Raw genomic sequence first — 26,282 nt, 5'->3', positions numbered from 1 at the left:
CGTAATATCTAACATAGGTTTTCGTTCAAGTCTCCTAAGAACTTGAACGAAAACCTTTTTTGTGCGCTATATTACATTTTTCGCCCCCAATAGAACTATTTTATCCCTTATCTCTTTTGCATTTTACTGATTAAATACAGGGTGAGGATCTGTAAATTCCCTGTAAAATTTGGATGGTGCCTGCAAAAAAAGAACACGAGAGGGAAGGTCCATTTTGGTAAGGGAAGGGAGTGAAGTGACACGCAACATCAGATGGCTGAATGAGGCTGGCTCTAATCGATCACAGATCAGATGCAGGTGGACAATTGAAGTTTTGTTTGCAAGGTGAACGTATCCTTAGTACAGGAGGGATTTTGCTTGAATCAAGCTGTTCGATTCCGCCCGGTCATTACATTTGCTTTGACATTTCTTCTACTTATTTCGTGGTTTGCACCGAGAGCCGATGCCGCCGCCCAGTGGCAGGCAGGCACCGCATACAAGAAAGGAGACCACGTAACATATCAAAATAAAGATTATGAGTGTATTCAGGCCCACACGGCGTTGACCGGATGGGAGCCCTCTGTTGTGCCCGCGTTGTGGAAATACGTCGGGGAAGGTTCGGGAGGGGAAACGCCAACGCCAGATACGGCACCACCTTCTGTTCCTGCGGGTCTGACTTCATCCTCCATCACGAACACCTCCGTGAGTCTTTCCTGGAATGCATCCACGGATAATGTGGGCGTAGCGGGGTATGAGGTGTACCGGAACGGCGTTCTTGTGACAAGTACTTCAACTACAACAGCTGTAGTCACTGGACTGACAGCCAGCACGACTTATGCTTTTACGGTAAAAGCCAAAGATGCCGCAGGCAATGTATCCGCTGCGAGCACCTCCCTCAGTGTAACAACTTCCAATGGACCTTCTAACCCTGAGCCAACCGGCAGCAAATGGCTGATCGGCTACTGGCATAACTTCGACAATGGTTCAACCAATATCAGACTTCGTAACGTATCAACAGCCTATGACGTCATTAATGTCTCCTTTGCCGAACCGATTTCACATGGCAGCGGAACGCTTGCTTTTACTCCATACAATGCAACGGTAGCCGAATTCAAATCCGATATTGCCTATCTGCAAAGCCAGGGAAAAAAAGTACTTCTTTCCATGGGGGGAGCCAACGGTACCATTGAGCTCACCGACGCGACCAAGAGACAGCAGTTCGAAGATTCGTTAAAATCAATCATTTCCACGTATGGTTTCAATGGTCTAGATATCGATCTGGAAGGAAGTTCCCTGTCTCTGAATGCAGGGGATACCGATTTCCGTAGTCCAACTACACCGAAAATTGTTAACCTCATCCAAGGCGTGAAAGCGGTTAAGTCACACTTCGGCGCCAATTTCATCCTAACGGCTGCGCCGGAGACGGCCTATGTACAGGGTGGATATCTGAGCTACGGCGGCCCTTGGGGAGCTTACCTGCCAGTCATCCATGCCTTGCGTAATGACCTGACCCTGCTGCATGTGCAGCACTATAACACCGGCTCCATGGTGGGGCTGGATGGACGCTCTTACGCCCAGGGAACAGCTGATTTCCATGTGGCTATGGCGGAGATGTTGCTTCAAGGCTTTCATGTAGGCGGCAGCACAGGCCCTTTCTTTAGTCCCTTGCAACCGGATCAGATTGCCATCGGTGTACCGGCTTCCCAACAGGCTGCTGGAGGTGGTTATACAACGCCAGCCGATCTGCAAAAGGCATTGAATTATTTGATCAAAGGTGTGTCATACGGCGGTTCCTATTCCTTGCACCAGTCTACGGGCTATGCGGGGATAAAAGGGATTATGACCTGGTCAATCAACTGGGACGCATATACGAATAACCAGTTTTCGAGCGCACATCGTCCGTTCCTGAACGGGCTGAGTACGCAAACGACAAAGGAGGTTGTGTATTAGATGATACATTTAAATAAACACACTGCTTTCAAGAAAACCGCAAAGTTTCTTCTGGGTCTATCCCTGCTCTTATCTGTTATTATTCCTTCTTTTGCACTCCAACCCGCTACGGCAGCAGCTGCAGATTCATATAAAATTGTTGGTTACTACCCGTCATGGGCTGCGTATGGGAGAAACTATAATGTAACGGATATCGACCCAACCAAAGTCACGCATATCAACTATGCTTTTGCCGATATTTGCTGGAATGGTGTTCATGGAAATCCGGACCCTTCGGGCCCTAATCCGGTGACCTGGACGTGTCAGAATGAGAAGAGCCAGACAATCAATGTACCGAATGGAACGATCGTGCTTGGCGATCCATGGATTGATACCGGCAAGACATTTGCAGGGGATACGTGGGATCAGCCCATTGCAGGCAATATCAATCAGCTTAACAAGCTGAAACAGATCAATCCTAATCTGAAGACAATCATCTCCGTCGGAGGATGGACATGGTCCAACCGCTTCTCTGATGTAGCTGCGACTGCAGCAACGCGAGAGGTTTTTGCAAACTCTGCCGTCGACTTCCTGCGGAAATACAATTTTGACGGGGTAGATCTGGACTGGGAGTACCCGGTATCAGGCGGACTTGATGGTAACAGCAAACGTCCTGAGGATAAGCAGAATTACACACTGCTTCTGAGCAAAATCCGTGAGAAGCTGGATGCTGCCGGAGCTGTGGACGGCAAGAAGTATCTGCTTACGATTGCAAGCGGTGCATCGACGACCTATGCCGCGAATACTGAGCTTGCCAATATAGCTGCCATCGTCGACTGGATTAATATTATGACATACGATTTTAACGGGGCCTGGCAAAAAGTCAGTGCGCATAACGCGCCGTTGAACTATGACCCTGCGGCTTCGGCTGCTGGGGTGCCGGATGCCAATACATTTAACGTGGCTGCCGGAGCACAAGGGCATCTGAATGCTGGGGTACCAGCGGCCAAACTTGTGCTTGGTGTTCCATTCTATGGCCGCGGCTGGGATGGATGCGCGCAAGCTAGCAATGGCCAGTATCAGACCTGCACGGGGGGTTCTTCCGTTGGAACATGGGAAGCAGGCTCCTTTGATTTCTACGATCTGGAGACCAATTACATTAACAAAAACGGGTACACGCGTTACTGGAATGACACGGCCAAGGTGCCATATCTCTATAATGCGACCAACAAGCGCTTTATTAGCTATGACGATGCGGAGTCTATTGGATATAAAACCGCTTATATCAAGAGCAAGGGACTCGGCGGAGCGATGTTCTGGGAACTTAGCGGTGACCGGAACAAAACACTTCAAAATAAACTGAAAGCCGATCTGCCTACCGGAGGTACAGTGCCTCCAGCAGATACGACGGCGCCAAGCGTACCCGGTAATGCCCGTTCGACAGGTGTGACGGCAAACTCGGTTACACTGGCTTGGAATGCTTCAACGGATAATGTAGGGGTTACCGGTTATAGCGTCTATCATGGCAGTAATCTTGCAACATCCGTGACCGGAACAACAGCAACGATCAGTGGACTTACTGCAGGTACTTCTTATACTTTCACGATCAAAGCAAAAGATGCGGCCGGCAATCTGTCTGCAGCCAGTAATGCTGTAACCGTAAGCACTACGACTCAGCCGGGAGGTGATACGCAAGCGCCAACTGCACCGACGAACCTGGCTTCAACGGCGCAAACAACATCCAGCATAACGCTGAGCTGGGCGGCATCCACGGATAACGTGGGTGTAACGGGTTATGATGTGTACAATGGAGCGGCTCTGGCGACATCCGTGACCGGAACGACAGCAACGATCAGCGGGCTTGCAGCGGATACCTCGTATACATTTACGGTAAAAGCAAAGGATGCAGCGGGTAATGGTTCTGCTGCGAGTAATGCGGTGACCGTGAAAACAACAGCAGGAACGACAAATCCGGGCGTTTCCGCCTGGCAGGCGAATACAGCCTATACTGTAGGACAGCTGGTCACCTATAGCGGTAAGACGTATAAATGTTTGCAATCCCACACATCCTTGTCTGGGTGGGAGCCATCCAATGTCCCTGCATTGTGGCAGGTTCAATAGTTGAAAAATGGATTACCACATTTTGAATTGAAACGTGCAGTGTGAGCGAGTCTTGGCTGTAGGGAAGAGAATATAACGAAAAAACACCGGATACTGGTCCGGTGTTTTTTCGTTATGTTATGTCAAACAAAGCAGCCTCCAAAAAGGCTATCTATTAGAAATCGAAGTTATCCGGATCAGGTCCAACGCGTACATCTTCGTTCAGAGCACTAATCTGATCCATCTCTTCATTTGAAAGTTCAAAGTCGAAGATGGAGGAGTTCTCGATAATCCGGTTTTCCTTGGTGGACTTCGGAATCGTAATGACTCCATTTTGCAGATCCCAACGCAGGATGACTTGTGCAACCGATTTGCCTTTGTCTGAAGCAATGGCTGTGAGCACTGGGTTGTCCAACAGCTGACCTTGCATTAGAGGCGACCAAGCTTCAAGCTGGATACCATTCTTTTCGCAGAAAGCCTTAAGCTCAACCTGAGTCAGGCGAGGGTGGTATTCCACCTGATTGACCATCGGTTTCACTTTGGCATCCTGCATCAGGTCTTCGAGATGATGAATCTGGAAGTTACTTACGCCAATAGCCTTAATGCGGCCGGCTGCGTACAGTTCTTCGATCGCTTTCCAGGCTGCTTTGTATTTGCCTGCCTTAGGCCAGTGAATCAGATACAGGTCAAGGTATTCCAGTCCCAGTTTGTTCAATGTGGTATCAAAAGCGGCAAGTGTCTCTTCATATCCAAGGTCTGCATTCCATACTTTAGATGTAACAAACAGTTCTTCGCGTTTCAGGTTGTTTTCTTGCAAAGCTTCTGCAATCGCTTGACCAACACCAGCTTCATTGCCGTATATTGCAGCAGTATCAATGCTTCGGTATCCATGTTTAATCGCATTTTTCACGGCTTCAATCAGTTCAGATCCTTCTTCTACCTTAAATACACCAAGTCCGAACCAAGGCATAGAAACACCGTTATGCAGAGTTACTGTGGATTGTAAATGTTGTGCAGTTTGAGCTGTTGTCATGAGATTTCCTCCTTAAATTGTGTAAAAATCAGTTATATTAAGCTGAATTTTTGTTGTTTTATCATACAAAATTAAATCATAGTAGATCAAATTGGGTTCAACGTATTATAGTATAATAAAATACATTGTGAAACCGGTTCCCCTCGAAGGCTGGAACTGATAAATATAGAGTGAGACCTAGGGTCAGATGAAAATTAGCACGAAGCTTTCTTCATTTCGACTGATGCATGTTGATCCTTGCTTTCCAGCATTTTAGCCCATGCGGTCAGGATTACAGCTACGAGAACCATCAAGGCTCCGACCCATGTTGTGTGAATCAAACCAATGGAGTCATTGATCACTCCACCCAAATAGGCACCTATAGCGATCCCTGCATTAAATGCGGCGATGTTAAAGGCTGAGGCTACATCCTTGGCCTGTGGTGCATATCGCTCAGCCAAGGTTACAACGTACATCTGAAGACCAGGCACATTCATGAAGGCGAGCAGGCCCATACCCATAATGGTGAGCAGTGCTGCCAACTTAAACGGGACGGTGAAGTACATCACGCCGAGAATGATGGTCTGAATGATGAACATGTAGAAGAGCGCCTTGAGCGGGTTGCGATTGGCTGCTCTGCCGCCGATGATGTTGCCCACTGCAATGGCAATTCCGTACAACAACAGAATGAACGCTACTGTTTTCTCGGAATATCCGCTAATATCATGCAACAACGGGGACAGATACGTAAACACAACAAATGTTCCTCCGTACCCGACGGCAGTGATGGCAAAAGCAAGCAGCAAGCGTCCGCCTGTAACCAGCTTCAGCTGATCCCGAAATGCCGTTCGTGTTCCGCGTTTCAACGTGGATGGTACGAGTATCAGGTTCCCGATCATCGCAACGATACCAACCCCAACAATCAGGATAAAGGCAGCGCGCCAGCCCCAATGTTGGCCAATGAGTGTACCGAGAGGTACACCGGTTACTGTGGCAATGGTTAGACCGGAGAACATGATGGCAATGGCACTCGCCCTACGGTTGGCAGGCACCAGATCGGCTGCAATCGTGGAGCCAATGGACATGAACACCCCGTGTGCCAGAGCGGATACTACTCGTGCAATGAGTAACATGGTGATGCCCGTCGATAGTGCAGCCATCGTGTTACCCGCAATGAAGACAATCATGATGGCAAGCAGTAGCGTTTTGCGTGATATGGTAGACGTCAGTGAGGTCAGAACAGGGGCCCCAAAGGTAACGCCTAATGCATATAAAGTAACGGTCAGTCCCGCTGTAGTTACGGAAATGCCCAGGTCATCTGCAATGAGGGGTAGTAGCCCAACGCTGATAAACTCTGTGGTACCGATTGCGAATGCACTAATGGCCAGTGCTAGCAGTGCCCACGTGCTGCGTTTTGAATCTTGTAACATTTCTTGCTCAACTCCCCAGAATGTAGATTTACGTACCGGCAAATGCTATTATGAGTTATTCGGTATAGATTGAATAGTACGTACTTTTTAGTACCCTACGTACTTTTTGGTGCCTATACAGCATGCGACGGATGTAATCCAATTCATCAGGGAGGAAGCAAGTTATGGTAAGAAAAAAATATAACATCTCGGTTGAAGCGACCTTAGAAGTGATCGGTGGCAAGTGGAAATGCGTCATTCTCTGTCATCTGACACATGGGAAAAGACGAACCAGTGATCTCAAGCGTATTATGCCCGCAATCACACAGAAAATGTTAACACAGCAACTGAGAGAGCTTGAAAACGACGGAATCGTAAACCGAATCGTATATAATCAGGTCCCTCCCAAAGTAGAATACGAATTGAGTGATTACGGGAGAAGTCTTGAACCGATTCTCAATGCACTCTGTAATTGGGGAGATCAACATATTGTGAAGGAATACGGAGACAAATCAGCGGTTCTGGAAGATAATGGACTGAATGATTTTAACTCTGACAATAGGGAGCTGGTGCAACCGTGAACTATGAGATTTTATATGATGGTGCTTTTGCGATGCTCAAAGTACATTTGCAGCGGGGAGAGCGGTTCAAGGCTGAGAGTGGTGCGATGGTATCCATGACGCCTACGGTTGAACTGAAGGGTTCAGCAGAAGGCGGAATGTTTGCCGGGTTCGGTCGGATGCTGAGCGGGGAGAAGTTTTTCTTTCAGGAACTGACGGCTGCGGGCGGGTCGGCAGAGATTCTGCTCTCACCTTCAAGCATGGGCGATGTAGAAGCTGTTGAATTGGACGGTTCTTATTCACTCTATGTGCAGAAAGACGGATTTCTGGCGGGAACCGAGGGCATTCAGGTGAATACCAAAATGCAAAACCTGAAGAAAGGTCTCTTTTCGGGAGAAGGTTTCTTCATTATTGAGATCAGCGGACGTGGAACTGTATTTCTGTCTTCCTATGGTGCCATCCATGCGATTAATCTGGCAGCAGGTGAAGAAATGATCGTGGATAACGCCCATTTGGTGGCATGGCCTCATTATGTAGATTACCGTATTGAGAAAGCTTCACAGGGCTGGTTATCCAGTGTTACAAGTGGAGAAGGACTGGTATGTCGGTTCCGGGGAGAAGGAACCATTCTTATACAGAGCCGCAATCCGCAAGGATTCGGACAATGGGTGAAGCAGTTTATTCCTGCCCGCTAATTATTTTTTTGAGAAAGAACACACAGAATTGCAACGGATATGTTTCCATCATCGTTATATGAATAATGGATTTACTTCATTGACTGACGGGTACATATTCTGTTGCATAAGGTCGCACATCATGGAGGTATGAGATGACAAGCTCACGGTATAAAAACGCACAAGAAAGCCCGGGATATCTGTTATGGCAGGTTACATCCATGTGGCAAAAGGAAGTACGCAGGGTGCTGGAGCCCCTCGAACTGACACAACCTCAATTTGTATTATTGCACGCCTGTTTGTGGCTCAATGAACACGATGAGGAAGGCAAAGGAGTTACTCAGGTTCAAATTGCTCATTTTGCCAAGGTGGATGTTAACGTGACTTCTCAGGTTCTACGTGCGCTTGAAAAAAGGGGATTAATTACCCGCGCTCGTCATCAGACAGATACGCGTGCCAATATTATCACAACAACGGAAGAAGGAACCCGATTGGCTGTGGAGGGAATCCATCTGGTCGAGGAATCGGACAAGGCATTTTTCGAAACTTTGGATGAACGTAAGGGTGAGTATTTGGAGATCATGCAGGAGTTTCTTCGCCAAAAAACAGAGAGTTGATCCGTAATATATCTTTTTTTAATGTATTAAACTACAGAATGTAGTGGAAATGGGAAATTTTCTGATTATTAATAATTATAGCACCTCTGCAAAATACAAATAGACCTCCTGACTTCATCTTGTCGGGAGGTCTGTTTCGGTTGCTCAATCGATTCGATAGGACGCAAACGGCTCGCGGCGACGGAAAGAGTCACTGATCTGGTCCAGATCGGCCAACAGCTCATCGGGCAGTGACATGTCCAGACTAGCCAGATTATGTTCCAACTGATCGGTGTGTGTAGCGCCAACAATCACTGTGGATACAGCCGGACGTGTCAGCAGCCATGCAAGCGACAGCACACTCGGGGAGCATCCATATGCAGCCGCTTTTGCGCTTACTTGTTCGCTCAGTTGAATATTATGCTCCAGCAAGAAACGGTTGAAAGACGGATCGGTGTCTGCTCTGGAACCAGAAGGCACACGGGTCTGTCCGTTATATTTACCTGTCAGAATACCACCTGCCAACGGGAAGTACGGAATAATACCTACACCCTGATCCAGACACATCGGTACCAGTTCCAACTCGGGCGTACGGTCTGCCAGGGAGTAGCTGGTTTGGGTGGAGATGTAGCGCACATAACCTTTCTGTTCACTGATGCCCAGAGCTTTCATCAGCTCCCAAGCTGCGTAGTTGGAGGCTCCGATGTAACGGACTTTGCCGGAAGTGACCATATCATCCAGTGTGCGCAGTGTCTCATCCAGCGGTGTATGCGGATCAAAAGTATGGATCTGGTACAGATCGACATAATCCGTTTGCAGACGCCGCAGGCTATGTTCCAGCTCTTGTTTCAGATGGTAGCGGGAGGAACCCCGCCCATGAGGACCATCATGCCGGGGTAATCCGGCCTTGGTAGTAAGCACCGCGTTTTCCCGTCGACCTGTGAGAGCCTGTCCGATGATGCGTTCCGATTCCGTGCCTGCGTAGATATTGGCGGTATCGATAAAGTTGATGCCCTGATCCATCGCTGCATGAATAATGCGGGTAGAAGCTGCTTCATCCGCGCGTTTGCCAAACGCATTGGTGCCAAGCCCCAGTGCCGACACACGCAAACCACTATTGCCCAAACGTCGATACTCCATCATTCATCGCTCCCTTTATGTACATTTATGTAATGCAGATTATAACGTAATCTATTGAAAACGTGTTATTAATATAGTTAAATGATTCTAAGAACCCGTTATTAAAGGAGATATGATGGAAAACAGTGCTGCACATTTAACAAGACGGAAGCCGAAGAAACCGAAGAAGAAATGGAAGAAGCCATTGATCATCACCCTAAGTGTGCTGCTTGTGTTGGGAGGACTCGGATTTATCTATCAAAAGCAACTCGTCGTGTTTGCCTTTAATTTGTTCGCTTCAGCTACGGTGAAGGAAGCTTTGGATGACTCCTTTGTACCAGCGGGCGATAAGGATGCCCCTGTCGTGGAACATACCGACCCATTCTCGCTGTTGCTGCTAGGGATTGACCAACGGGATAACGAACCAAGCCGTTCGGATACCATCATCTATTCCGTCGTGCGTCCAGAAGACAATAAAGTGCTGCTGCTGTCCATTCCGCGTGACTCCTATACCGAGATTGTCGGCCGGGATGTGAAGTCGAAGATCAACTCAGCGTATGCCCATGGTGAAGCCAAGATGGCGATGGATACGGTGGAGAATTTGCTGGGGAACAAAGTGGATTTCTATGCCGCGATTAATTTTAACGGGCTCAAGGATATTGTTGATGCGGTTGGTGGTGTGGAACTGCCGATCAAAAAGAACATTGAGAACAAGCTCAAAATTCATGAGAAGCTGTTTGTTGAAGCTAATAAACCGATCTATAACGGCGAAGAAGCGCTTGGATATGTGCGTTACCGGGAAGATTCCGATTTCAATCGGACGATGCGTCACCGGATTTTCTTAAGTGCCTTCATGAATCGTGCGCTGGAAGTCAAAAATCTGACCAAGATCCCGGACGTAATCCAGATTGCCGGATCGAATTTTACAACCAACATGACCTCGGACTTTATCGTGAAATTTGCCGAGTCCCTATATATGAAAGATAGCATACCAACGATCAGCAATTACATGCTGAAGGGTGAGGGTGCAACGCGCAGTGGCACATGGTACTACGATCTGTCGGAGGACGATCTGCAGTATGTGCGTGGCATGATCGCAAGTTGGCTGGACCCGGATGCGACCGAGATAATTGAACCGGAGTCAGCGGAACAATCGGAGACGAGTGATGCGGCATAAGCATCCAATCTTGTGCAAATGCTCATACGAATATAAGTCCGGAGAAGCGGTTGCTTCCCGGCTTTTTTTGCGTTTGAGATCCTGCGGATGAAATATTGCACAGATATATCTAATGTTTAAACCTCTTTTTATGGCATACATATAGTAAAATATAGGGAAAAGATTAAACATCAACCAACGGAGGAAGCTCATGAAGGAGTTTAAGGAACGGCTTGGGCAGGTTCAGGAGCAGCAGAAACAACTGGCGAAGGAGTATCACGCCTTGCTCCAGGAATACCAGTCCGATGACCTGATCGTTCAGAATGAACAGTTACAGGAACAGTATGAAGCCCATAAGCTCAAGCTGCACCAGCTTGAACTTCGCTCGCGCAAGATGGAAGAAGAGAATGCACGTCTTCGTATGGCGTTATCTGAACAGATGCTGGATGAGAAGCTGAATCTGATCCGGGTATCGCGGGAGAAGATGGAGACCTATTTTCAAGGGAAAACAGCGGTACATAATGATCGAGTTGCATTCCATGAACATCGAACGAAATCCAATCTAAACGTGCTGTACAATCAGGCCGCACAGGAGTTGCAAGAAGATTCTCACGAAGTGAAGGAGAGGATTGCTTACCTTGCGGCAGAGGTGAATGAGCGGATTGAAATGCACAGACAGGCCGTACGGGAGAGAGAAGAGGCTCTACGTGGGCACATGGGTCGTGGGTATGAGCAGATGGCGGAGGAAGGATTGAGCGAGGAGACTATTCAGCGGCGAATCAAGCAGAATCGCATGGAGATGAAAATCGGACTCAGCTGGATCAACAAAGTAGCCATCCTGCTTCTTATTTTGGGTGTTGGAGCAGCGTTCCAATATTCGTACTCGACCTGGTTTAATGACGAGATGAAGAGCGGAGCCTTTTTCCTGCTCGGTGCACTGATGCTCGCCGGAGGAGAGTGGCTGTTCCGCCGCAAAAGGCAGACGTTTGCGATGGGGCTGCTCGGCGGTGGGATATCCGTGTTGTTCGGCTCCGTCTTCTATAGTTACTTTTTACTGCATATTATCGGGTTATATACGGGACTTGCCCTGTCTGTATTGGTATCGGCAATCTCCGTATTATTGTCCTTGAGATACCAGTCGAAGACCATCTGTTCACTAGGTTTGGTGGGTGGATATCTTCCGCTATTCTCCTACATGTTCTCGTTCGGACTCGAAGGTCCGGCTGTCTATGTAGCCATGATCTATCTGCTGCTCTTAAACGGCATTATTGTGTTCATTTCGTTTGGCAAACGGTGGCCAGTGGTGCACTATATCAGTTTCCTGTTCAACACACCATCCATGCTCATCCTATTATGGCTGTCGCCAAGTGAGAAGATTGGCATGTTGTATTCCATTGTGACGTTTGCATTATATCTAGGCATTACGCTGGCATATCCGTTCAAACACCGGATGAAGTTAACCTGGTGGGATTTCGCTCTACTCGCCATGAATACGAGCATTAGTTGTCTGATGTTATACGTATTATTTGATGTGGCGGGTTGGAATGATGCTCAGGGTTTACTGGCGTTGATCTTCTGCGTGGTGTATCTGGGCCTCGCACGATTCGTCCAGCGCCATATGGTTCAGGAGAAACAGACGATTCTGCTCTTTTATGTCACTTCCCTGACCTTTGCCATTCTAATTATTCCGTTCCAATTCGGGGCCAAGTGGTTATCGATGGGTTGGTTAATTGAAGGCGTTCTGCTGGTCACGCTAGGACATCTAAAACGGCTCAAATCGGTGGAACGTGCTGGATGGGGCATTGTGCTTCTATGTCTAATCACTTTTGTGTACTATGATCTGCTGGCGCTATTCTTCATCGGGGAACGTTCTTACTTTATGTTAAAATACTCCAGCATCACGCTGGGAACCTTACTTATTACACTTTATTATGCCTGGGCAGTCCACGGCAACTCATCTTCCAGGGAGAGATTCAATTACAGCGCGCTGGAGCTGGGTTTCCTGAACGGGTTCAAGTATGTAACACTTGCGAATCTGTGGTTATACGTGCTGTATGAGTCGAATGAATTGTATACCAGAGCTGTCGATGGGACGTTCCTGTTATACATGTTCTACAAGTTGCTCATGTTCGCAGCGCTCACCATTGCATTGGCCTATGGACTGAACAAGGTGAAGCTGCTGCGTGATCGATACGTGCAGGTGTATACCACCTTCTTGCATGCTATTGGCTGCTGTATTGCACTGGCCGTAACCTTAACCATGCCAGCGCTTCAGCCGGAAGTTCAGCAGCATACGGCGGCGGAGATTATTGGTTTGCTGGTGCTAATTATCTTTAACGTAGGGGTATTCTTTGCAGGAAGGGATCTGCTGATTGCAGGCATCCGCGGGCAGTTCAAGAGCATTGAATGGTACCCGGTTATCGCAGGGGTGTATCTGCTGGGTGTCATCACCGTCTTCCTGACGATTCAGTTCCAATGGGGCGATGTGGGGCTGATGTTCAGCCTGATCTATCTGCTGCTGGCGATTCTCTATATTGCCTATGGATTCCGTAGAAAATATGTCATGATTCGGCGTCTGGGCCTAGGACTAACGTTGTTCGCTACGGGGAAGATGGTGTTCTATGATGTGGGGATGCTCACCTCGGGCAGCAAAATCTTTGCCTATTTTAGCTTTGGCGTACTACTGCTTGGGATCTCTTACCTGTATCAGAAGGTGTCCAGCCGGATGGAGGAAGTACAGTCCAGAGTGGTAGCGAAGCCTGACGACGAGCCGAATGTGCCTGAGGAAGACCAAGACTAACTTGGATACGAACGATAGAAGTAGCATTTGCGATTATATGGGGAGGGATTCGAAGTGGGATTTGACCTGAAAATCATGCTTTGGCAACTGTTATGGCTTGGTGGCCCTGTAGCTCTTATCGTGTATGCGTGGAGGAAATTCGGCGTGAGAAAGAAGCGGCAATGACGTGAGTGCGGATGGTGGGAATGTCCGCTGTCCACTTCACTTCGCTCTGTGAAATAAGTCGTTATCTCTGTTGATCAACGGATAGATGATCTTTCGTGTAATATAGATTTTCTGGATTAAAATGAGGCTCCGGGTTGCTGTTACCAGCAATCTGGGGCCTTATTGATATGAGTCTATGGCTTAGCCTAATATGACATTCGTGAAACGTTTTGCGCAGAGATCACGTTATAATAGAGTAGACTTAGGGTTGGACCTTCATTTGTAACCATGAGGTTTCGGAAGCTGATGTGCCTTTCAGTGATTCTCCGCCATCATCATTCATACGGGAGAGCACGGTTAATGTCATGGACAGGGCAAAGGCGAGCAACACGTATATGAAAATATTTTTTTTGTTCATAGGAAGGTACCTCTCTTGTTGAATGAGCTAAAGTAGACATCCGGCCGTCATGAGAAAAAAAGCACAACGTCTGGTATAGTAGAGTGAGTAGAACCGAACATAAATCGTTCCTGTATACCACTATATTGAACTATAGCGGTGCAAACAATGGAACAAATCTGATGAATTTATCATTATTGTTATGAAATGTTTATAGAGATCGAGTGAGTGATCATTGAAGGTGGGAGAATAACATGCGGGAGACGGCAAAAATCGTCATTCGTACGCCAGGACAGGAAAGTGACGGCTCATTCGCTTATGTAAGCCAAGGTCGCTCCATTACGGTGGGACGTTACACAGGCGGTAGTGAATTGGACTTGTCTGTTTATAATCAGATGATATCGAAGCGGCATTGCCGCATTCATTATGATGTACAGCAACAGTTATGGATCGAAGATCTGGATAGCAAAAATGGAACCGAACTGAACGGGCAGCGCCTCGTTCCCTATGAGAAATATCCGTTTAGCGAGGGCGATAGCCTGACGTTGGTCAACGGCCTGATCCAGCTTCGCACGGAAGGTGATCTTGGAGAGACGAGGGAATATCGGGTGTCGGACTTGCTGGGTGAGGGCGTACGTTTACTGGATCACCTGCAAACCGTACAGATCGGCGAAGTGGAGATTCCGCTGTCCAAGAAGGAGTATCAGCTGTTCAAGTTGCTGTATAGTCAACTGGACCACTTTGTGACAAGGGAACAAATTGTGGCTCAGGTGTGGCCGGAGCGGAGCATGCTGGAGAGTGAAGCGGTAGGGATCGACGAGATTAACTCGCTGATCTATCGGACGAATCGCAAGCTGGGTGTACACTTTACCATCAAGTCTGTATATAAAAAAGGTGTATATATGAAGTCTCATGTGCCGGAATGAATGAGTGATAACAAAGGGATGAGTTCATGTTCATCATTTACCTGATTCCATGGCTTATTGCCGTGGTGACATTGATATGTGTCATATCCATCGTACTTGTCAGTTGGAAAAACGGGATTTCCCCGATGCCCACATCCGGCCACGTCAGACAGGTGGTCATTCAAGAGGTGAACCGCATTCCAGGTTACGGGGATGTGCTCGAAGCAGGCTCTGGATGGGGCACACTGGGATTGGATGTTGTAAGGCATTGCCCAGGCAAAAGGCTGACCGGGATTGAGAATTCGAGAATTCCCTTATGGTCTTCCCAAATAATTGCCTATCTCAGTGTTTGCTTACGTCGAGCCAAGGGAAACAAGCTCTCTCTCAAGGGAAGGCTGCGCTTCATGCGCGGAGACATCTACACCAGTTCCTATGAACATGCAGATTGTGTAATTTGTTATCTGTTCCCGGGAGCCATGACCCGGCTTATGGACAAGTTCAGTCGAGAGCTTCCGCCGGGTGCCAAGGTGATTAGTGTCTGTTTTGCGCTGCCAGGAAAAGAACCGCTACGTACTATTACATGCCGGGATGCCCTGCGTACCAAGGTATACGTGTATTCCTTTTAAAGAAAAGAACAGGAAAGTGATCACCAGGTTTACTCAGCTGGAGTGCTGTAAACCTTCTGCCATAACGTTAATGGATGAAAGAGTGCGCTCCATATCATAGTAATGCAGATACCACGTAAGAATGAGGATACGAAAAAGGCCCCGAACTCACTATGAAGTGATTCGGGGCCTTTTTGTCTCGCCTTTGAGTTGGGGCAAGAGATTGCTTGATTATTGTTTACCGCACGTATTATTTTTCAGAGTCGGTAGTGCCTGTACTCTCTGAGGTTGTACCGGATTGCGTCCGATTTCTGCCGCCTCCGAAGCCGCCTTGACCACGGCCTCCTCCTGGACCACCCATACCTGAATTGGCTGTAGTTACACCAGATTCATTGACCCAAGTTACATTGCTTGTCGATTGGAAGGCAACCACTTGAGTTCCACCACTATACGTACCGTCTGTATAGAGTCCGTCCACGGCTTTACCTGTAGATGTGCCACCGGAGTAGACCACGTATGAACCATCTTTTGCAAGATCCGGTGAGCTGACAACCACGGTTTGATAATCTTTTGCCGGAGCGAATGTCAGAATATTATTGCCTTCGCTATCTTGTACATGTACAAGTGTTCCAGCTTTTTGCGTTGCAGGGAATGTCATCACAATGGTATTTTGCGTAGACGCATCGGATGTTCCTTGTGCCATACCAGAGCTGCCAGCAGCCACGAGGTATCCACCGCTGATTTCAAATGTACCGTCATAATCCAATGCTCCGTTGCCGCTATCCGTCGGTCCGTTCACAATAACCGTTCCACCAGTCATGTTAATGGAACCATTGGAATCCAGTCCGTCACCACCTGCGTTCACCGTGAGTGTACCGCCGTTAATGTGGAACTCGTTATTGCTCGCTGCCGCACCGCCCATACCGCCCGGTCCACGTCCTTGCTGATTAGCAGTTGTACCTTGGGATACCTGATCGGTAGTCGATGTTGTGCCTGTCGTTTCGGTTACAGAGATGTTGGATGTCGTTGTTGCATCGGTTGCTGTAGTAGCGTTATCTGTACTTGCCGCTGTATTCGCAGCTGTTTCCGTCTCGCCACCTGCAGCATTTACGCCATCATCGGATGCCGTTACATCTACATCCCCATCGTTCAGGGTGATGATTGCACCTTCAAGTCCTTCATAGCTCTTCGCAATCATGATGGTTCCGCCGTTAATCGTCAGGGCCTGATCGGCATGGATGCCGTCATCACCGGATTCAATGTTGAATGTTCCGTCGTTGACGGTCACGTTATTGTTGCTGTGCAGGGAATCATCCATGGAATCAATGGTATACGTACCGCCATTAACCGTAAGATCTGTACCTGCTTTGAGTGCTTTGGCACTTGTGGACTCGGTTGCTGTTGTTGCTGTGTCCGCATCGGCATTGTTATCCGTTGTTGCTGTTACATTGGCAGAGTTGGATGCTGCTGCGTCATTCGTATTAGCACCTGCATTTGTACCGCTGTTATTAGGCATCTCGGGCATATCCGCAGGTGGTTCGCCATCTGGTGGTGTGCCCATATCCGTTGGTGGTGTGCCGCCACCCCATCCACCGCCACCGCCGCCAAATGGACCTTCTTCTACTTTGGCTGGTGCATTGGCGCTACCACCGGCAGTTACAATGGTGTACGTGCCGCCATCCGTAACGAGTGCAGTTTCGGCTTGAATACCGTCATTGCCACTCTGAATATCGAAGGTACCTCCTGCGATGGCAACGAAGCCTTTGGTGGTATCCGTGTCATTGGTTGATTTAATACCGTCGCCTTCGGCTTGAATGGTAATCGTACCCGCTTGGATGGCGACCATATCTTTACCTTTGATGCCGTCATCGGCTGCTATGACACTGATGGTCCCGCTAATGACTTTCAGATCATCCTTGCTCGTAATACCTTCATTATAGTTACCTGTGACGGTCAATTGACCTGCACCGTTGAACGTAAGATCCGCTTTACTGAAGATCGCAGCATCCGGCTCATCTGTCGTAGCATCGGCGTACACATACGTTTTACCATCGGAAATGTTATTCTTGGTTCCCTTTTCGAGAGTAATCACCGCTTTACCAGCCTTCTGAATGTAGATCGCTGCACTGTCGTTATCATGAATGGTTGCTCCGTTTAATACGAGATGTACAGTGCCCTTATCGGCAACATTGACCACGATCTGGCCATCCGTTAGCTCACCGCTAAGTACATAAGTACCTGCTTCGGAGATGGTTACCGAACCATTCGCTGCTTTGGCACCCGAACCGGTCACCGTTGCAGTTGTGCCATTCAGTTTAATCGCTGTGGAATCTGCTTCACTCCAGCTAATATTGGTATCGTCAGCATCCAGAGAGACCAGATCCGCGTATTTTACTGAAGTTTGTTCGCTGACGGATACCGTTTTGGTTGTTCCTGTCGTAGACGTTGCGGCATTGGCGGTTGTGCTTGTCGTTGCTGGTGAACTGCATGCTGCGAGTAGACTGGTAATCATGGCGATGGACCAAAGTTTGCTGCCTGTTATCATGTTTTTCTTCATATTAGATCGTTCCCTTCGAATTAAAAATTAATATTCCGTTGTTGGACTCATGGTTAACGAGATATCCAGGTTGCCGTTCCGTGTGCGGATCGCATCGAGGAATTCCTTTTGGCTAACACTTTCGTGAATGGTTACACTGTAGACCAGCTCATACAGACTGCCGAGTTCAGTGGTTCTGATTTTTTTCAGATCAAAAGGTACATTGAATGTATGGAACACTTCATTAAGTGCTTCTTCATAGCTCAAGTTTTCGGGAATGGTGACTTTCAGCGTTTTCAGCTGACTTTTCTTGCCGCCGAAGTTGAAGCGACTCAGGACAAACATCAGTACACACAGAATAATGGTGAACAGCACCGCGTATCCAAAAGCGCCTACACCGCAGGCAAGACCGGAAGCCATCGTGAACAATACGTAAGCAATGTCTTTTGGATCACCAGGGGCACTTCGGAATCGGATGATCGAGAAGGCACCTGCCAAGCTGAAAGCTCGTGCGATGTTGCTGCCGATGAGCAGGATGATGATGGCGACAATGACGGGCAGGACAACCATCGTTAAGGTGAAGCTCTGGGAATATGTGCTTTGGTTAGTCTTCATGTAGGTAAGGCTGATGACCAATCCCAGAATGATGGCAAGACCAATGGTGATGACTGCGTTGTTAAACGTTAGGTTGGTATCGGTTAGGGCTGAACTGAACAGTGAATCAAGCATATAGGACACGCTCTCTTTCTATAATCGTTTTATCTTGTTCTATGGATGGGTTGAAATCGGTACCTGGTACAAGAATGCGCTCTGTCTGGTAATTCAGGTTGGTTGTTCTCGCCAGATGTCTGTACTCGTTGCCGTATTTGGAGAATCCGGTACGGTAAAGTCCATGTTCTGACAGCAGTTGTGACAACCACATCGGAACGGTTTTCTCGGCTTTTACTTCCATCAGCCATCGACCGTCCTTCACCAGCGGTTCACCGTAATCTCCCTGTTCCAGCTTCAGATCGTATCTGCGGCTGCGAATGTTGGTATCAAAGGTAATGCGGAGATCGCGGCTGTTCTTGTCGAAGAGCGCTTTGCGCTCATACGCCAGATATACTTTCGGTTCCAGATCGTATACCCGAAGGAAATATTTGATCTCTTCGACAACCTGTTTATTCATGTAATCCGCCAGCTCCGGCGCCTGTCCCGAACGGACGAATTCGTAAGCTTCATCCAGCTTCAAGGCTGTTCTGCGTTTGTTCACCAGGCCAAATACTTTCTTTTTGATCTCCAGATACACTTTGGCGTTCTCTTCAGGGATTCCATAAGCCCGCAGTCTCAGCTTCTCCTTGTATTTTGGTTTGGAGAGACTGGCGCGAATCAGTGAATCTTGTGGAGTGTCGAAGTACAGGTTGCTGATGGAGTAGTACTCATGTTTCTTGTTGTAAGCATCCAGCTCCATGTATTTCAGCAGGTCATTGTAGAAATGTGCGTACTGCTCATCCGTCAGAAGATACTTGCTCTCATATCGGTTGAATACTTCAATAGCCATGTGGGACTCAGTCCTTTCGTCGGTGGGTTGTATGTTTTGTTGCATCGTGTATTGCTTCCATGTCTGTATCTTAGAGCCCCAACCTTGAATGAATCTTAAATGGTTTTACATTGCGTTAACATTTTTTTACCTTCCTATAATAGTGCGCATGCACAAAATGAATTAAGATTGATTCAAGGTTTGATTGATAGAATAGGCGATATCATAAAGGGTTCATGAAGACGAATAATTCAAGCAGAGGAATGAATAGATGATGAGAATATTAATTGCGGAAGATGAGGTTCATTTGGCAGAGGCTGTATCGCAGATTTTGAAAAAAAACAACTACTCCGTGGACATGGTCCACGACGGCAGGTCAGGACTCGATTATGCGCAGAGCGGTATATACGACCTGTTACTACTCGACATCATGATGCCGGAGATGGACGGGATCACCGTCCTGAAGAAACTTCGCAGTGAAGGCATTCATACGCCTGTCATTCTGCTTACTGCCAAGGGTGAATTATCAGACAAAGTCACAGGGCTCGATTATGGTGCCGATGATTATATCGCCAAGCCTTTTGCCACAGAGGAACTGCTGGCCCGGATTCGTGCAGCTTTACGGCGGAAGGGTGAAGTGGTTCCCGAGGATGGGCTGAAGTTTGGCGACATTGAGCTGAATACAACCCAGTTGAAGCTGAGCGTACAGGGTAAGGAGATCAAGTTGAATCTGAAGGAGAATGAACTGCTGGAGCTGTTGATTGCCCGCAAACAGGCGATTACCTCCAAAGAGCAGATTATTGAGAAGTTATGGGGATTTGACTCGGAAGTGGAGTATAACAATGTGGAAGTATATATCTCTTTTTTACGCAAAAAATTAACCTTCTTGAACTCTACCGTCCGCATTAACACGATTCGGGGTGTGGGGTATGTGCTTGAGGTGACGTCCTGATGTTCAAGAAACTCCGAAATCGATTCCTGATCGTGAATCTGGTGTCCATATCTATTATGATGCTGGTGGCATTTGCGACGATCTATACGATTACGTATCAGAATGTGCAACGTGAGACAAATATGGAGCTGTACAAGGTGTCCGATTTCTATCACAGTCCTTATAGTTCATCCAAGATGCCGCGCGGGGAAGGACAGGGTTCCGGTTCAGGGGGTAGTACAGGCTCAGGTTCAAGTTCCGGTTCAGATTCGTTTCCCTCCGATGCCATGGGTGGTGATAATGGAGGCCCGGGAGGTGATCCCAACTCACCTCCGGCACGTTCCGTTTCGTTCATGATCAAGACGGATGACCAGTGGAAGATTACGGATACGCATTCCCGCTTTGATATGGAAGATACGTTCTACACCGCGGCGTTGCAAAAGGTTGACCAAGATAAAGTTGGTGATTCGGGACGGCAGACTGGACAATTTGCGCTGGATGGAACGGACTGGGCCTATGTGGTTGATCCGAGCGGTGATGGGCATATGATTGTCTTCATTGATGTGACGGCACAACAAGGTATTCTTACGAATCTGATCTATACATTTGCTGTTGTCGGACTGGTCATGCTGATTGTGATCTACTTCCTGAGTCGTTATTTTGCGAATCGCTCCATTGCACCGGTTAGGGAAGCGTTTGAGAAGCAAAAACAATTCATCGGTGATGCTTCTCATGAGCTGAAGACACCTCTGGCGATCATCAATACCAATGCCGACGTACTGCTCGCGAATCAGGAGGATACCATAGCGAACCAGGCGAAGTGGCTGCACTATATCAAGTCGGAAACCGAGCGCATGACCGGACTTACGAATGATCTGCTCTATCTGACACAGATGGATGACTCCCGCTCCACGATGATTCATGCGAAGTTTAATATGAGTAATGCGGTAGAGAGTATTATTTTGCCGATGGAGGCCGTTATTTTTGAGAAAAACATCTCCCTCGATTACAACATTGAGCCGAATCTTACGGTACATGGGAACAGTGAGCAGATCAAACAGGTCATTCTGATCTTGCTCGATAATGCTGTGAAGTATTCCGGTCCAAAAGGCGCCGTAAACGTCACCCTCCAGAAACAGAATAATGATGTCGTGCTGACCGTGTCCAACACTGGGGAAGGCATTGCGCCGGAACATCTGGAACGGATCTTCGATCGATTCTATCGCACCGATTCGTCAAGAGCACGCAAACATGGGGGGCATGGTCTGGGTCTGGCGATTGCTCGTTCTATTGTGGATCAGCACAAAGGAGAGCTGTACGCTCGAAGTGTGGTCGGAGAGGGTGCTACATTTTACGTGCGGTTGTCGTAAGGGAGGTGTGATGAGCCAGCGTATGAAAAAATGCTACCTACGTTTCGGCTCCACACTAATCCTTCGTTCCCTCTCTATAATTTGTTCTTCAGGCATAAGTTCTGCCTGTAATGGGTTAACCTATGCTACAATGGCAACAGTATGTATGAATCAAGGAGATGACTGAACGTGGCAGAAGCAAACGCAATTAATGAACAAGAAATGATGCAATATATTGCAGATAAAACGAAGGCAAGCCAGGCGAATATCGCCCTTGTGCTGAAGCATGAGCAAGCGTACATCAACAAGGCGCACGAAAATGCCAAAGGCAACGATGTGGATATTGACGGCGATGATCTGGCTGACTATATCCTTAGTCGTAAAGATGTGAAGCTGGATGAGTTGACCGTGGAAAGCATCCTGGATGCTGAGATGGACTACTTGATGGACAAGGGTCACGCAGGGTACGTAGATTAAGTTCGGCATAGACAAAATCTAACGAACCTGACACGCCTTATTCGGGTATTTCTCGCTCGGTCGAGATTTTAACGAATCTGAGAAGCGTTATTCTCGGGATTTTAGGACTTTTCGGTGCAATGGCAGTATTACTGTGGGATTAGCGTGTCTGAGATTCGTTAGTTCGGGAAATAAGCGCTTTTAGCCGATATAAGGTGTCCTAGGTTTGTTAGAGTGATCACTTGGTGCAACGAGGCGTTAACTGGCTGTTTCAAAAGACATTTTCACAGATGCAACCTTATGCATGGCAAGTGTTGTACTGTCAAAAAGACCTCAACTCCACAATACTGTGGTGTTGAGGCCTTTTTTAGATTGTAGCGACCAAGCGTTCCTTCGGGAATACCTGTCGGTATAACTTTTCTAAGGATGGACTTGAAGTTCTATCGACCCAATCCCTATCAATCCTACCGTTTGCAGCTTCTTATTGACCCATCATGCCGCCATCTACAGTGTAGAGGGAAGCTGTTACATAAGATGCTTCTTCGGACAACAGGAAGTTCATTACTGCAGCGACTTCTTCCGGTTCGCCATAACGGCCCATTGGAATGCTGGACACGGTTGCCGATTGATAATCTTCCACGTTACCGGAATTAGCTTCGATCTGGCGCATCATACGTGTGTTGATTGTGCCTGGCAATACAGCGTTAACCCGAATATTATAAGGTGCGAGTTCATTCGCAGCGGTACGCGTGAGACCAACTACGGCATGTTTGGACATAATATATGGAGACACAGCAGGTGCACCCATCAGACCCGCGAGGGAAGAGGTATTAAGAATCGCACCGGATTTTTGTTTTTTCATCACTGGAATGACATTTTGCAGACCCAGGAATACCCCACGAATGTTGACGTTATAGACCATATCCAGTGCTTCAACACTCAGGTCTTCGATCAGCCCTGTTGGACCTTCGATCCCAGCATTGTTGGCAAAATAATCGATTCGGCCAAAAGCATCCAATGCTTTTTGCACATAGTTTTTCACGTCTGCTTCTTGGGATACGTTCGCTTTTACGGCGATGACGTGCTCTTTGTCGAGGTTCAGATCAGTAATTGTCTGCTGGATGGCTTCTTCATTCAGGTCGACCAGAACCAAGTTGATTTTGCGCTCAGCAAGGCGGCGTGCCAATTCTTTACCAATGCCTCCGGCTGCTCCTGTAATAACGGCTGTATGTGTATAAGATGTGCTCATGATTATCCGCTCCTTATTCATTATTGGCAGGTATTTCTCAAAAAAATTTTCAACCTGTCGTCTATCTTTCCTGTCTCAATGTTAAGATATACATAGCCGTGTGACAATAATCATTGACAGCGCATATGTCAGCTATCGGACAGAGATGTAAGCGGTGTTCATTTATATTACAATAATGAACAAAGGAGGCGAGAATGTTGATCATTGAACATCCTCAGGACCGGAGAGCACGAAGAACGCAGGATGCGATCATCGCTGCGGCGGTTTCTTTGATAGTGGAGAAGGGAGCAGACGCTTTAACCATTCGGGATATTACGGAGCGGGCGGATTACAACCGAGGAACCTTCTATTTACATTTTCCCGGCAAACCGGAGTTGTTGCAGTTCATACTGGATGATTTCATGCAGGGAGTGGGGCGAGCTTATGCAGAACCATACGCACAGCTCAAAGAAGTGGACATGACTGCATTGCTGCCATCCACGATGCCTGTATTCGAATATATTGAAGCCCATCAGGATATCTTTCGTGCATTAATAACGATGCATTCGGATATGGGTTCCCGGCTGTGCAATATGTTTAGAACGTATCTAACCGAAGATTTTGTATTGGTGACCGAGGATAGTGAGTGGACGATTAATTACGACATCATGTTAAGTTATCTGGTATCTGCTACGGTAGGCGTGATCATGCATTGGGCAGAGATTGGATTCAAATATTCTGCGCATTATATGGGAGAGCAGCTTACGGCGCTGATTAACATCAAACCGACCCGTCTGCTGATTGAACCAGGGCAGAAGGGTCGGACTATTCATGAGCGTATGCTGTTGGATTAAGTCAGATTATCCGGTCATGGATGCGTTCGCCGCCTGTTGCATCTGAAGCAGCTGTTCGCGGATCAGGACGGACTCGCCGATCATAATTAATGCCGGATTAATCACTTTATGCGACTTGGCGAGGGAGTGGAGTTCGGCAAGTGTGCCGGTAATGATGCGTTCCTCCGAAGTGGTTCCCCGTTCGATTAAAGCCGCAGGGGTGTGTCCGCTTTTGCCATGGTGAAGCAATTCATGTTGGATCTGGGGCAGTTGGCTAATACCCATGTAGATGACCAACGTATCTACACTATGGGCCAGCAGGTCCCAGCGGACCGAAGATACACTTCCATCACTGCCGGTTCCCGTGACACATGCGAAGGATGAAGCAACCCCGCGATGGGTTAACGGAATAAGGGATGAAGCGGATGTACCTACAGCCGAAGTGATGCCAGGAATGATCTCAAATGCAATCCCTGCTTCCGCCAGCACAAGCGCTTCTTCACCACCACGGCCAAAGATAAACGGATCGCCACCCTTGAGTCTTACAACTTGTTTGCCTTCCGCCGCATGTGCAGCCAGCATCCGTCCAATCATCTCCTGACTCATGGAATGAAGGCCTGGCGCCTTGCCGCAGTAGATGCGGAGTGCTCCTTCACGAGCCACAGCGAGCAATTGATCATTCACTAGCCGATCATACATAATGACATCTGCAGACTGAATACGTTTCAGGGCTTTTACCGTAATCAGATCCGGATCTCCAGGACCAGCGCCAATAATACTAACCAGGCCCCGACTCATGATCGTGTCCCCAGTTTCGGTCCAGCATCGGAACTTGCCAATCCTGAACGACCACCCTGAATGGTCGCCAGTCTGGTCGATATCTTCACCGGATTTCCCCAGTGGTGTGCAGCATATAAACCGAGGCCTGTAAATACAACTCCGCCAATGAGGTTACCCACCAATACCGGGATCTGATTCCACAGCCACCAGTCAGCGAGACTGACCTGTGCACCAAGCATCATACCTGCCGGAATGACGAACATATTTACCACAGCATGCTCAAATCCCTGAGCGAAAAATATCGTAATGGGCAGCCACATCGCTACGATTTTACCCAGTGTAGAAGTGGACGTCATTGCCATCACTGCCCCGAGTGTAACCATCCAGTTACATAGAATGGCTTTGATGGTGACCAGAACAATGCCAGCTCCACCCAAGTGCTGATACCCCAGTGTCTTGGCTTCACTGGTCTGGATCAGCGTTTGAATTAGAGGGTTGCTCATATCCGTACCCATCTTCGTAATGGTCAAGCCGTATAACAGAGCATAGAATGCACATCCGAGCAGATGTCCTGTGATCACCAAAAAATAATTTCGGAGCATATCCATCCATGTAATTTTACGTTTCATCACTGCGAGTGGAAGCACCGCAAAGTTTCCTGTCACCAATTCAAGACCCAGCAGAATAATAATGGCGAATCCAGCCGGGAATATCAGTGCACCTGCCAAACCAACGGAAGTTTGAGATACAGCGGTATATGCCAGTGTCGTTGCAAAGGCAAGGATAGCCCCCGCGAGAAAACCGCGGATCAGCATCTGTACCCGATTCATTCTGGCCTTGCTCTCACCAGCTTCGACCATCGATTGCAGCACTTCTGCAGGTTTAACAAAATCCATAGCGCACGCCTCCTTGATGTCAGGGTATCTCTAGCATTTAGCCCGCAATCGTGATGTAAATTTCTCCGCTGTTGCTATCCACTTCTGTTTTGTAGGTATTCAAGCAGCCTTCATCCGGCTCATGTACCTTACCGTTACGCAGATCAATCTTCCAATCATGCAAAGGACAATGAACGGTTGTCCCGCACACCATGCCTTCCGACAGCTTGCCGCCCTTGTGAGGGCAGCGATTCTCGACGGCGTGCAGACTTCCGTCGCTCAGTTTGAAGACGGCAATTTCGGTGTCCTGTATCAGGAATGTCCGTGCTCCCTTTTCATCAATATCCGCAAGGTGTCCAATCCGGAATTTGTTCATCGCTGTTCCTCCTC

At 47.9% G+C, this 26,282-nt stretch carries 24 protein-coding genes; 13 read left to right on the top strand and 11 right to left on the bottom strand.

The features are described 5' to 3' along the window. Positions 1-357: 357 nt before the first annotated feature. Together MHB43_RS31400 and MHB43_RS31395 are read left to right on the top strand one after the other, a co-directional pair. Positions 358-1,929: a chitinase gene (locus MHB43_RS31400; RefSeq protein WP_405131042.1), complete on the top strand. Its 1,572-nt coding sequence runs from the start codon at positions 358-360 to the stop codon at positions 1,927-1,929. Continuing rightward, entirely contained in the window at positions 1,930-4,029 is a 2,100-nt protein-coding gene (locus MHB43_RS31395) for a glycosyl hydrolase family 18 protein (RefSeq protein ID WP_405131041.1), read from the top strand. It begins immediately after the preceding gene. Between the two features lie 154 nt (positions 4,030-4,183). Here MHB43_RS31395 and MHB43_RS31390 read toward each other — a convergent pair whose 3' ends face one another. Together MHB43_RS31390 and MHB43_RS31385 are read right to left on the bottom strand one after the other, a co-directional pair. Next, positions 4,184-5,041, bottom strand: a complete 858-nt coding sequence (locus MHB43_RS31390; protein ID WP_405131040.1) for an aldo/keto reductase — start codon at positions 5,039-5,041, stop codon at positions 4,184-4,186. Between the two features lie 194 nt (positions 5,042-5,235). Next, positions 5,236-6,450 (bottom strand): MFS transporter, encoded by a 1,215-nt coding sequence (locus tag MHB43_RS31385; protein WP_405131039.1) that lies wholly within the window; start codon positions 6,448-6,450, stop codon positions 5,236-5,238. A 164-nt stretch (positions 6,451-6,614) separates the two neighbouring features. On the opposite strand from MHB43_RS31385, the gene MHB43_RS31380 reads away from it, so the two are divergent. The 3 genes from MHB43_RS31380 to MHB43_RS31370 all read left to right on the top strand — a co-directional run bounded on the left by MHB43_RS31380 (position 6,615) and on the right by MHB43_RS31370 (position 8,280). Next, positions 6,615-7,010 carry a helix-turn-helix domain-containing protein gene (locus MHB43_RS31380; protein WP_017691613.1) on the top strand — a complete coding sequence of 132 codons (396 nt, stop codon included), beginning with the start codon at positions 6,615-6,617 and terminating at the stop codon, positions 7,008-7,010. After that, a complete protein-coding gene (locus MHB43_RS31375) occupies positions 7,007-7,684 on the top strand; it encodes a TIGR00266 family protein (protein ID WP_017691614.1) in 678 nt (225 codons plus the stop codon). The genes MHB43_RS31380 and MHB43_RS31375 overlap by 4 nt, the downstream gene beginning before the upstream one ends. 134 nt (positions 7,685-7,818) lie before the next feature. Beyond that, a complete protein-coding gene (locus MHB43_RS31370; RefSeq protein ID WP_339298554.1) occupies positions 7,819-8,280 on the top strand; it encodes a MarR family transcriptional regulator in 462 nt (153 codons plus the stop codon). Positions 8,281-8,424: 144 nt separating this feature from the next. Here the strand turns inward: MHB43_RS31370 and MHB43_RS31365 are convergent, their stop codons facing one another. After that, positions 8,425-9,399, bottom strand: a complete 975-nt coding sequence (locus tag MHB43_RS31365) for an aldo/keto reductase (RefSeq protein WP_405132489.1) — start codon at positions 9,397-9,399, stop codon at positions 8,425-8,427. Positions 9,400-9,511: 112 nt separating this feature from the next. Between MHB43_RS31365 and MHB43_RS31360 the strand changes: the two genes are divergently transcribed. Together MHB43_RS31360 and MHB43_RS31355 are read left to right on the top strand one after the other, a co-directional pair. Beyond that, a complete protein-coding gene (locus MHB43_RS31360; RefSeq protein ID WP_405131038.1) occupies positions 9,512-10,555 on the top strand; it encodes an LCP family protein in 1,044 nt (347 codons plus the stop codon). A gap of 190 nt (positions 10,556-10,745) precedes the next feature. Further along, entirely contained in the window at positions 10,746-13,334 is a 2,589-nt protein-coding gene (locus MHB43_RS31355) for a DUF2339 domain-containing protein (RefSeq protein ID WP_405131037.1), read from the top strand. 406 nt (positions 13,335-13,740) lie between these two features. On the opposite strand, the gene MHB43_RS31350 is transcribed toward MHB43_RS31355, so the two are convergent. Continuing rightward, the gene (locus tag MHB43_RS31350; protein ID WP_405131036.1) at positions 13,741-13,896 is read right to left on the bottom strand and encodes a hypothetical protein; all 156 of its coding nucleotides are present in this window, start codon (positions 13,894-13,896) and stop codon (positions 13,741-13,743) included. 233 nt (positions 13,897-14,129) lie between these two features. Here MHB43_RS31350 and MHB43_RS31345 point away from each other — a divergent pair, with 233 nt between their 5' ends. Together MHB43_RS31345 and MHB43_RS31340 are read left to right on the top strand one after the other, a co-directional pair. After that, positions 14,130-14,801: an FHA domain-containing protein gene (locus MHB43_RS31345; protein ID WP_047840896.1), complete on the top strand. Its 672-nt coding sequence runs from the start codon at positions 14,130-14,132 to the stop codon at positions 14,799-14,801. 26 nt (positions 14,802-14,827) lie between these two features. After that, positions 14,828-15,406, top strand: a complete 579-nt coding sequence (locus tag MHB43_RS31340) for a class I SAM-dependent methyltransferase (protein ID WP_405131035.1) — start codon at positions 14,828-14,830, stop codon at positions 15,404-15,406. Between the two features lie 229 nt (positions 15,407-15,635). Here MHB43_RS31340 and MHB43_RS31335 read toward each other — a convergent pair whose 3' ends face one another. Genes MHB43_RS31335 through MHB43_RS31325 form a run of 3 tightly spaced genes read right to left on the bottom strand, consistent with a single transcriptional unit; the run spans position 15,636 to position 19,461 of the window. After that, positions 15,636-17,942, bottom strand: coding sequence for a carbohydrate-binding domain-containing protein (locus MHB43_RS31335; protein ID WP_405131034.1), 2,307 nt, complete (start codon positions 17,940-17,942; stop codon positions 15,636-15,638). Positions 17,943-17,969: 27 nt separating this feature from the next. Continuing rightward, positions 17,970-18,650 (bottom strand): DUF4956 domain-containing protein, encoded by a 681-nt coding sequence (locus MHB43_RS31330; RefSeq protein WP_036612177.1) that lies wholly within the window; start codon positions 18,648-18,650, stop codon positions 17,970-17,972. Next, positions 18,643-19,461 carry a polyphosphate polymerase domain-containing protein gene (locus tag MHB43_RS31325; protein WP_100528190.1) on the bottom strand — a complete coding sequence of 273 codons (819 nt, stop codon included), beginning with the start codon at positions 19,459-19,461 and terminating at the stop codon, positions 18,643-18,645. Before MHB43_RS31325 ends, MHB43_RS31330 begins: the two co-directional genes overlap by 8 nt. Before the next feature lie 253 nt (positions 19,462-19,714). On the opposite strand from MHB43_RS31325, the gene MHB43_RS31320 reads away from it, so the two are divergent. The 3 genes from MHB43_RS31320 to MHB43_RS31310 all read left to right on the top strand — a co-directional run bounded on the left by MHB43_RS31320 (position 19,715) and on the right by MHB43_RS31310 (position 22,197). Continuing rightward, positions 19,715-20,392, top strand: coding sequence for a response regulator transcription factor (locus tag MHB43_RS31320; protein ID WP_405132488.1), 678 nt, complete (start codon positions 19,715-19,717; stop codon positions 20,390-20,392). After that, positions 20,392-21,741 (top strand): sensor histidine kinase, encoded by a 1,350-nt coding sequence (locus tag MHB43_RS31315; RefSeq protein WP_405131033.1) that lies wholly within the window; start codon positions 20,392-20,394, stop codon positions 21,739-21,741. The genes MHB43_RS31320 and MHB43_RS31315 overlap by 1 nt, the downstream gene beginning before the upstream one ends. A 201-nt stretch (positions 21,742-21,942) precedes the next feature. Beyond that, on the top strand, positions 21,943-22,197 hold the full coding sequence (locus tag MHB43_RS31310) for a hypothetical protein (protein ID WP_124116914.1): 255 nt from the start codon (positions 21,943-21,945) through the stop codon (positions 22,195-22,197). 460 nt (positions 22,198-22,657) lie between these two features. On the opposite strand, the gene MHB43_RS31305 is transcribed toward MHB43_RS31310, so the two are convergent. Next, complete coding sequence (locus MHB43_RS31305) at positions 22,658-23,425, bottom strand: SDR family NAD(P)-dependent oxidoreductase (protein ID WP_145324813.1); 768 nt, start codon at positions 23,423-23,425, stop codon at positions 22,658-22,660. 194 nt (positions 23,426-23,619) lie between these two features. Between MHB43_RS31305 and MHB43_RS31300 the strand changes: the two genes are divergently transcribed. Then, entirely contained in the window at positions 23,620-24,258 is a 639-nt protein-coding gene (locus MHB43_RS31300; RefSeq protein ID WP_221819964.1) for a TetR/AcrR family transcriptional regulator, read from the top strand. Positions 24,259-24,264: 6 nt separating this feature from the next. Here the strand turns inward: MHB43_RS31300 and cobA are convergent, their stop codons facing one another. The 3 genes from cobA to nirD are packed head-to-tail and all read right to left on the bottom strand — an operon-like array spanning position 24,265 to position 26,268. Continuing rightward, positions 24,265-25,035 (bottom strand): uroporphyrinogen-III C-methyltransferase, encoded by a 771-nt coding sequence (gene cobA, locus MHB43_RS31295; RefSeq protein WP_221819963.1) that lies wholly within the window; start codon positions 25,033-25,035, stop codon positions 24,265-24,267. After that, positions 25,032-25,913, bottom strand: coding sequence for a formate/nitrite transporter family protein (locus MHB43_RS31290; protein WP_405131032.1), 882 nt, complete (start codon positions 25,911-25,913; stop codon positions 25,032-25,034). The genes cobA and MHB43_RS31290 overlap by 4 nt, the downstream gene beginning before the upstream one ends. 37 nt (positions 25,914-25,950) lie before the next feature. Next, entirely contained in the window at positions 25,951-26,268 is a 318-nt protein-coding gene (gene nirD, locus MHB43_RS31285) for a nitrite reductase small subunit NirD (RefSeq protein WP_221819961.1), read from the bottom strand. Positions 26,269-26,282 lie beyond the last annotated feature (14 nt).

Source organism: Paenibacillus sp. FSL H8-0317 (assembly GCF_045040685.1).
Taxonomy (GTDB): domain Bacteria; phylum Bacillota; class Bacilli; order Paenibacillales; family Paenibacillaceae; genus Paenibacillus.
The sequence above is the reverse complement of the archived record's forward strand: the minus strand, read 5'-3'. Positions and strand labels throughout refer to the sequence as shown.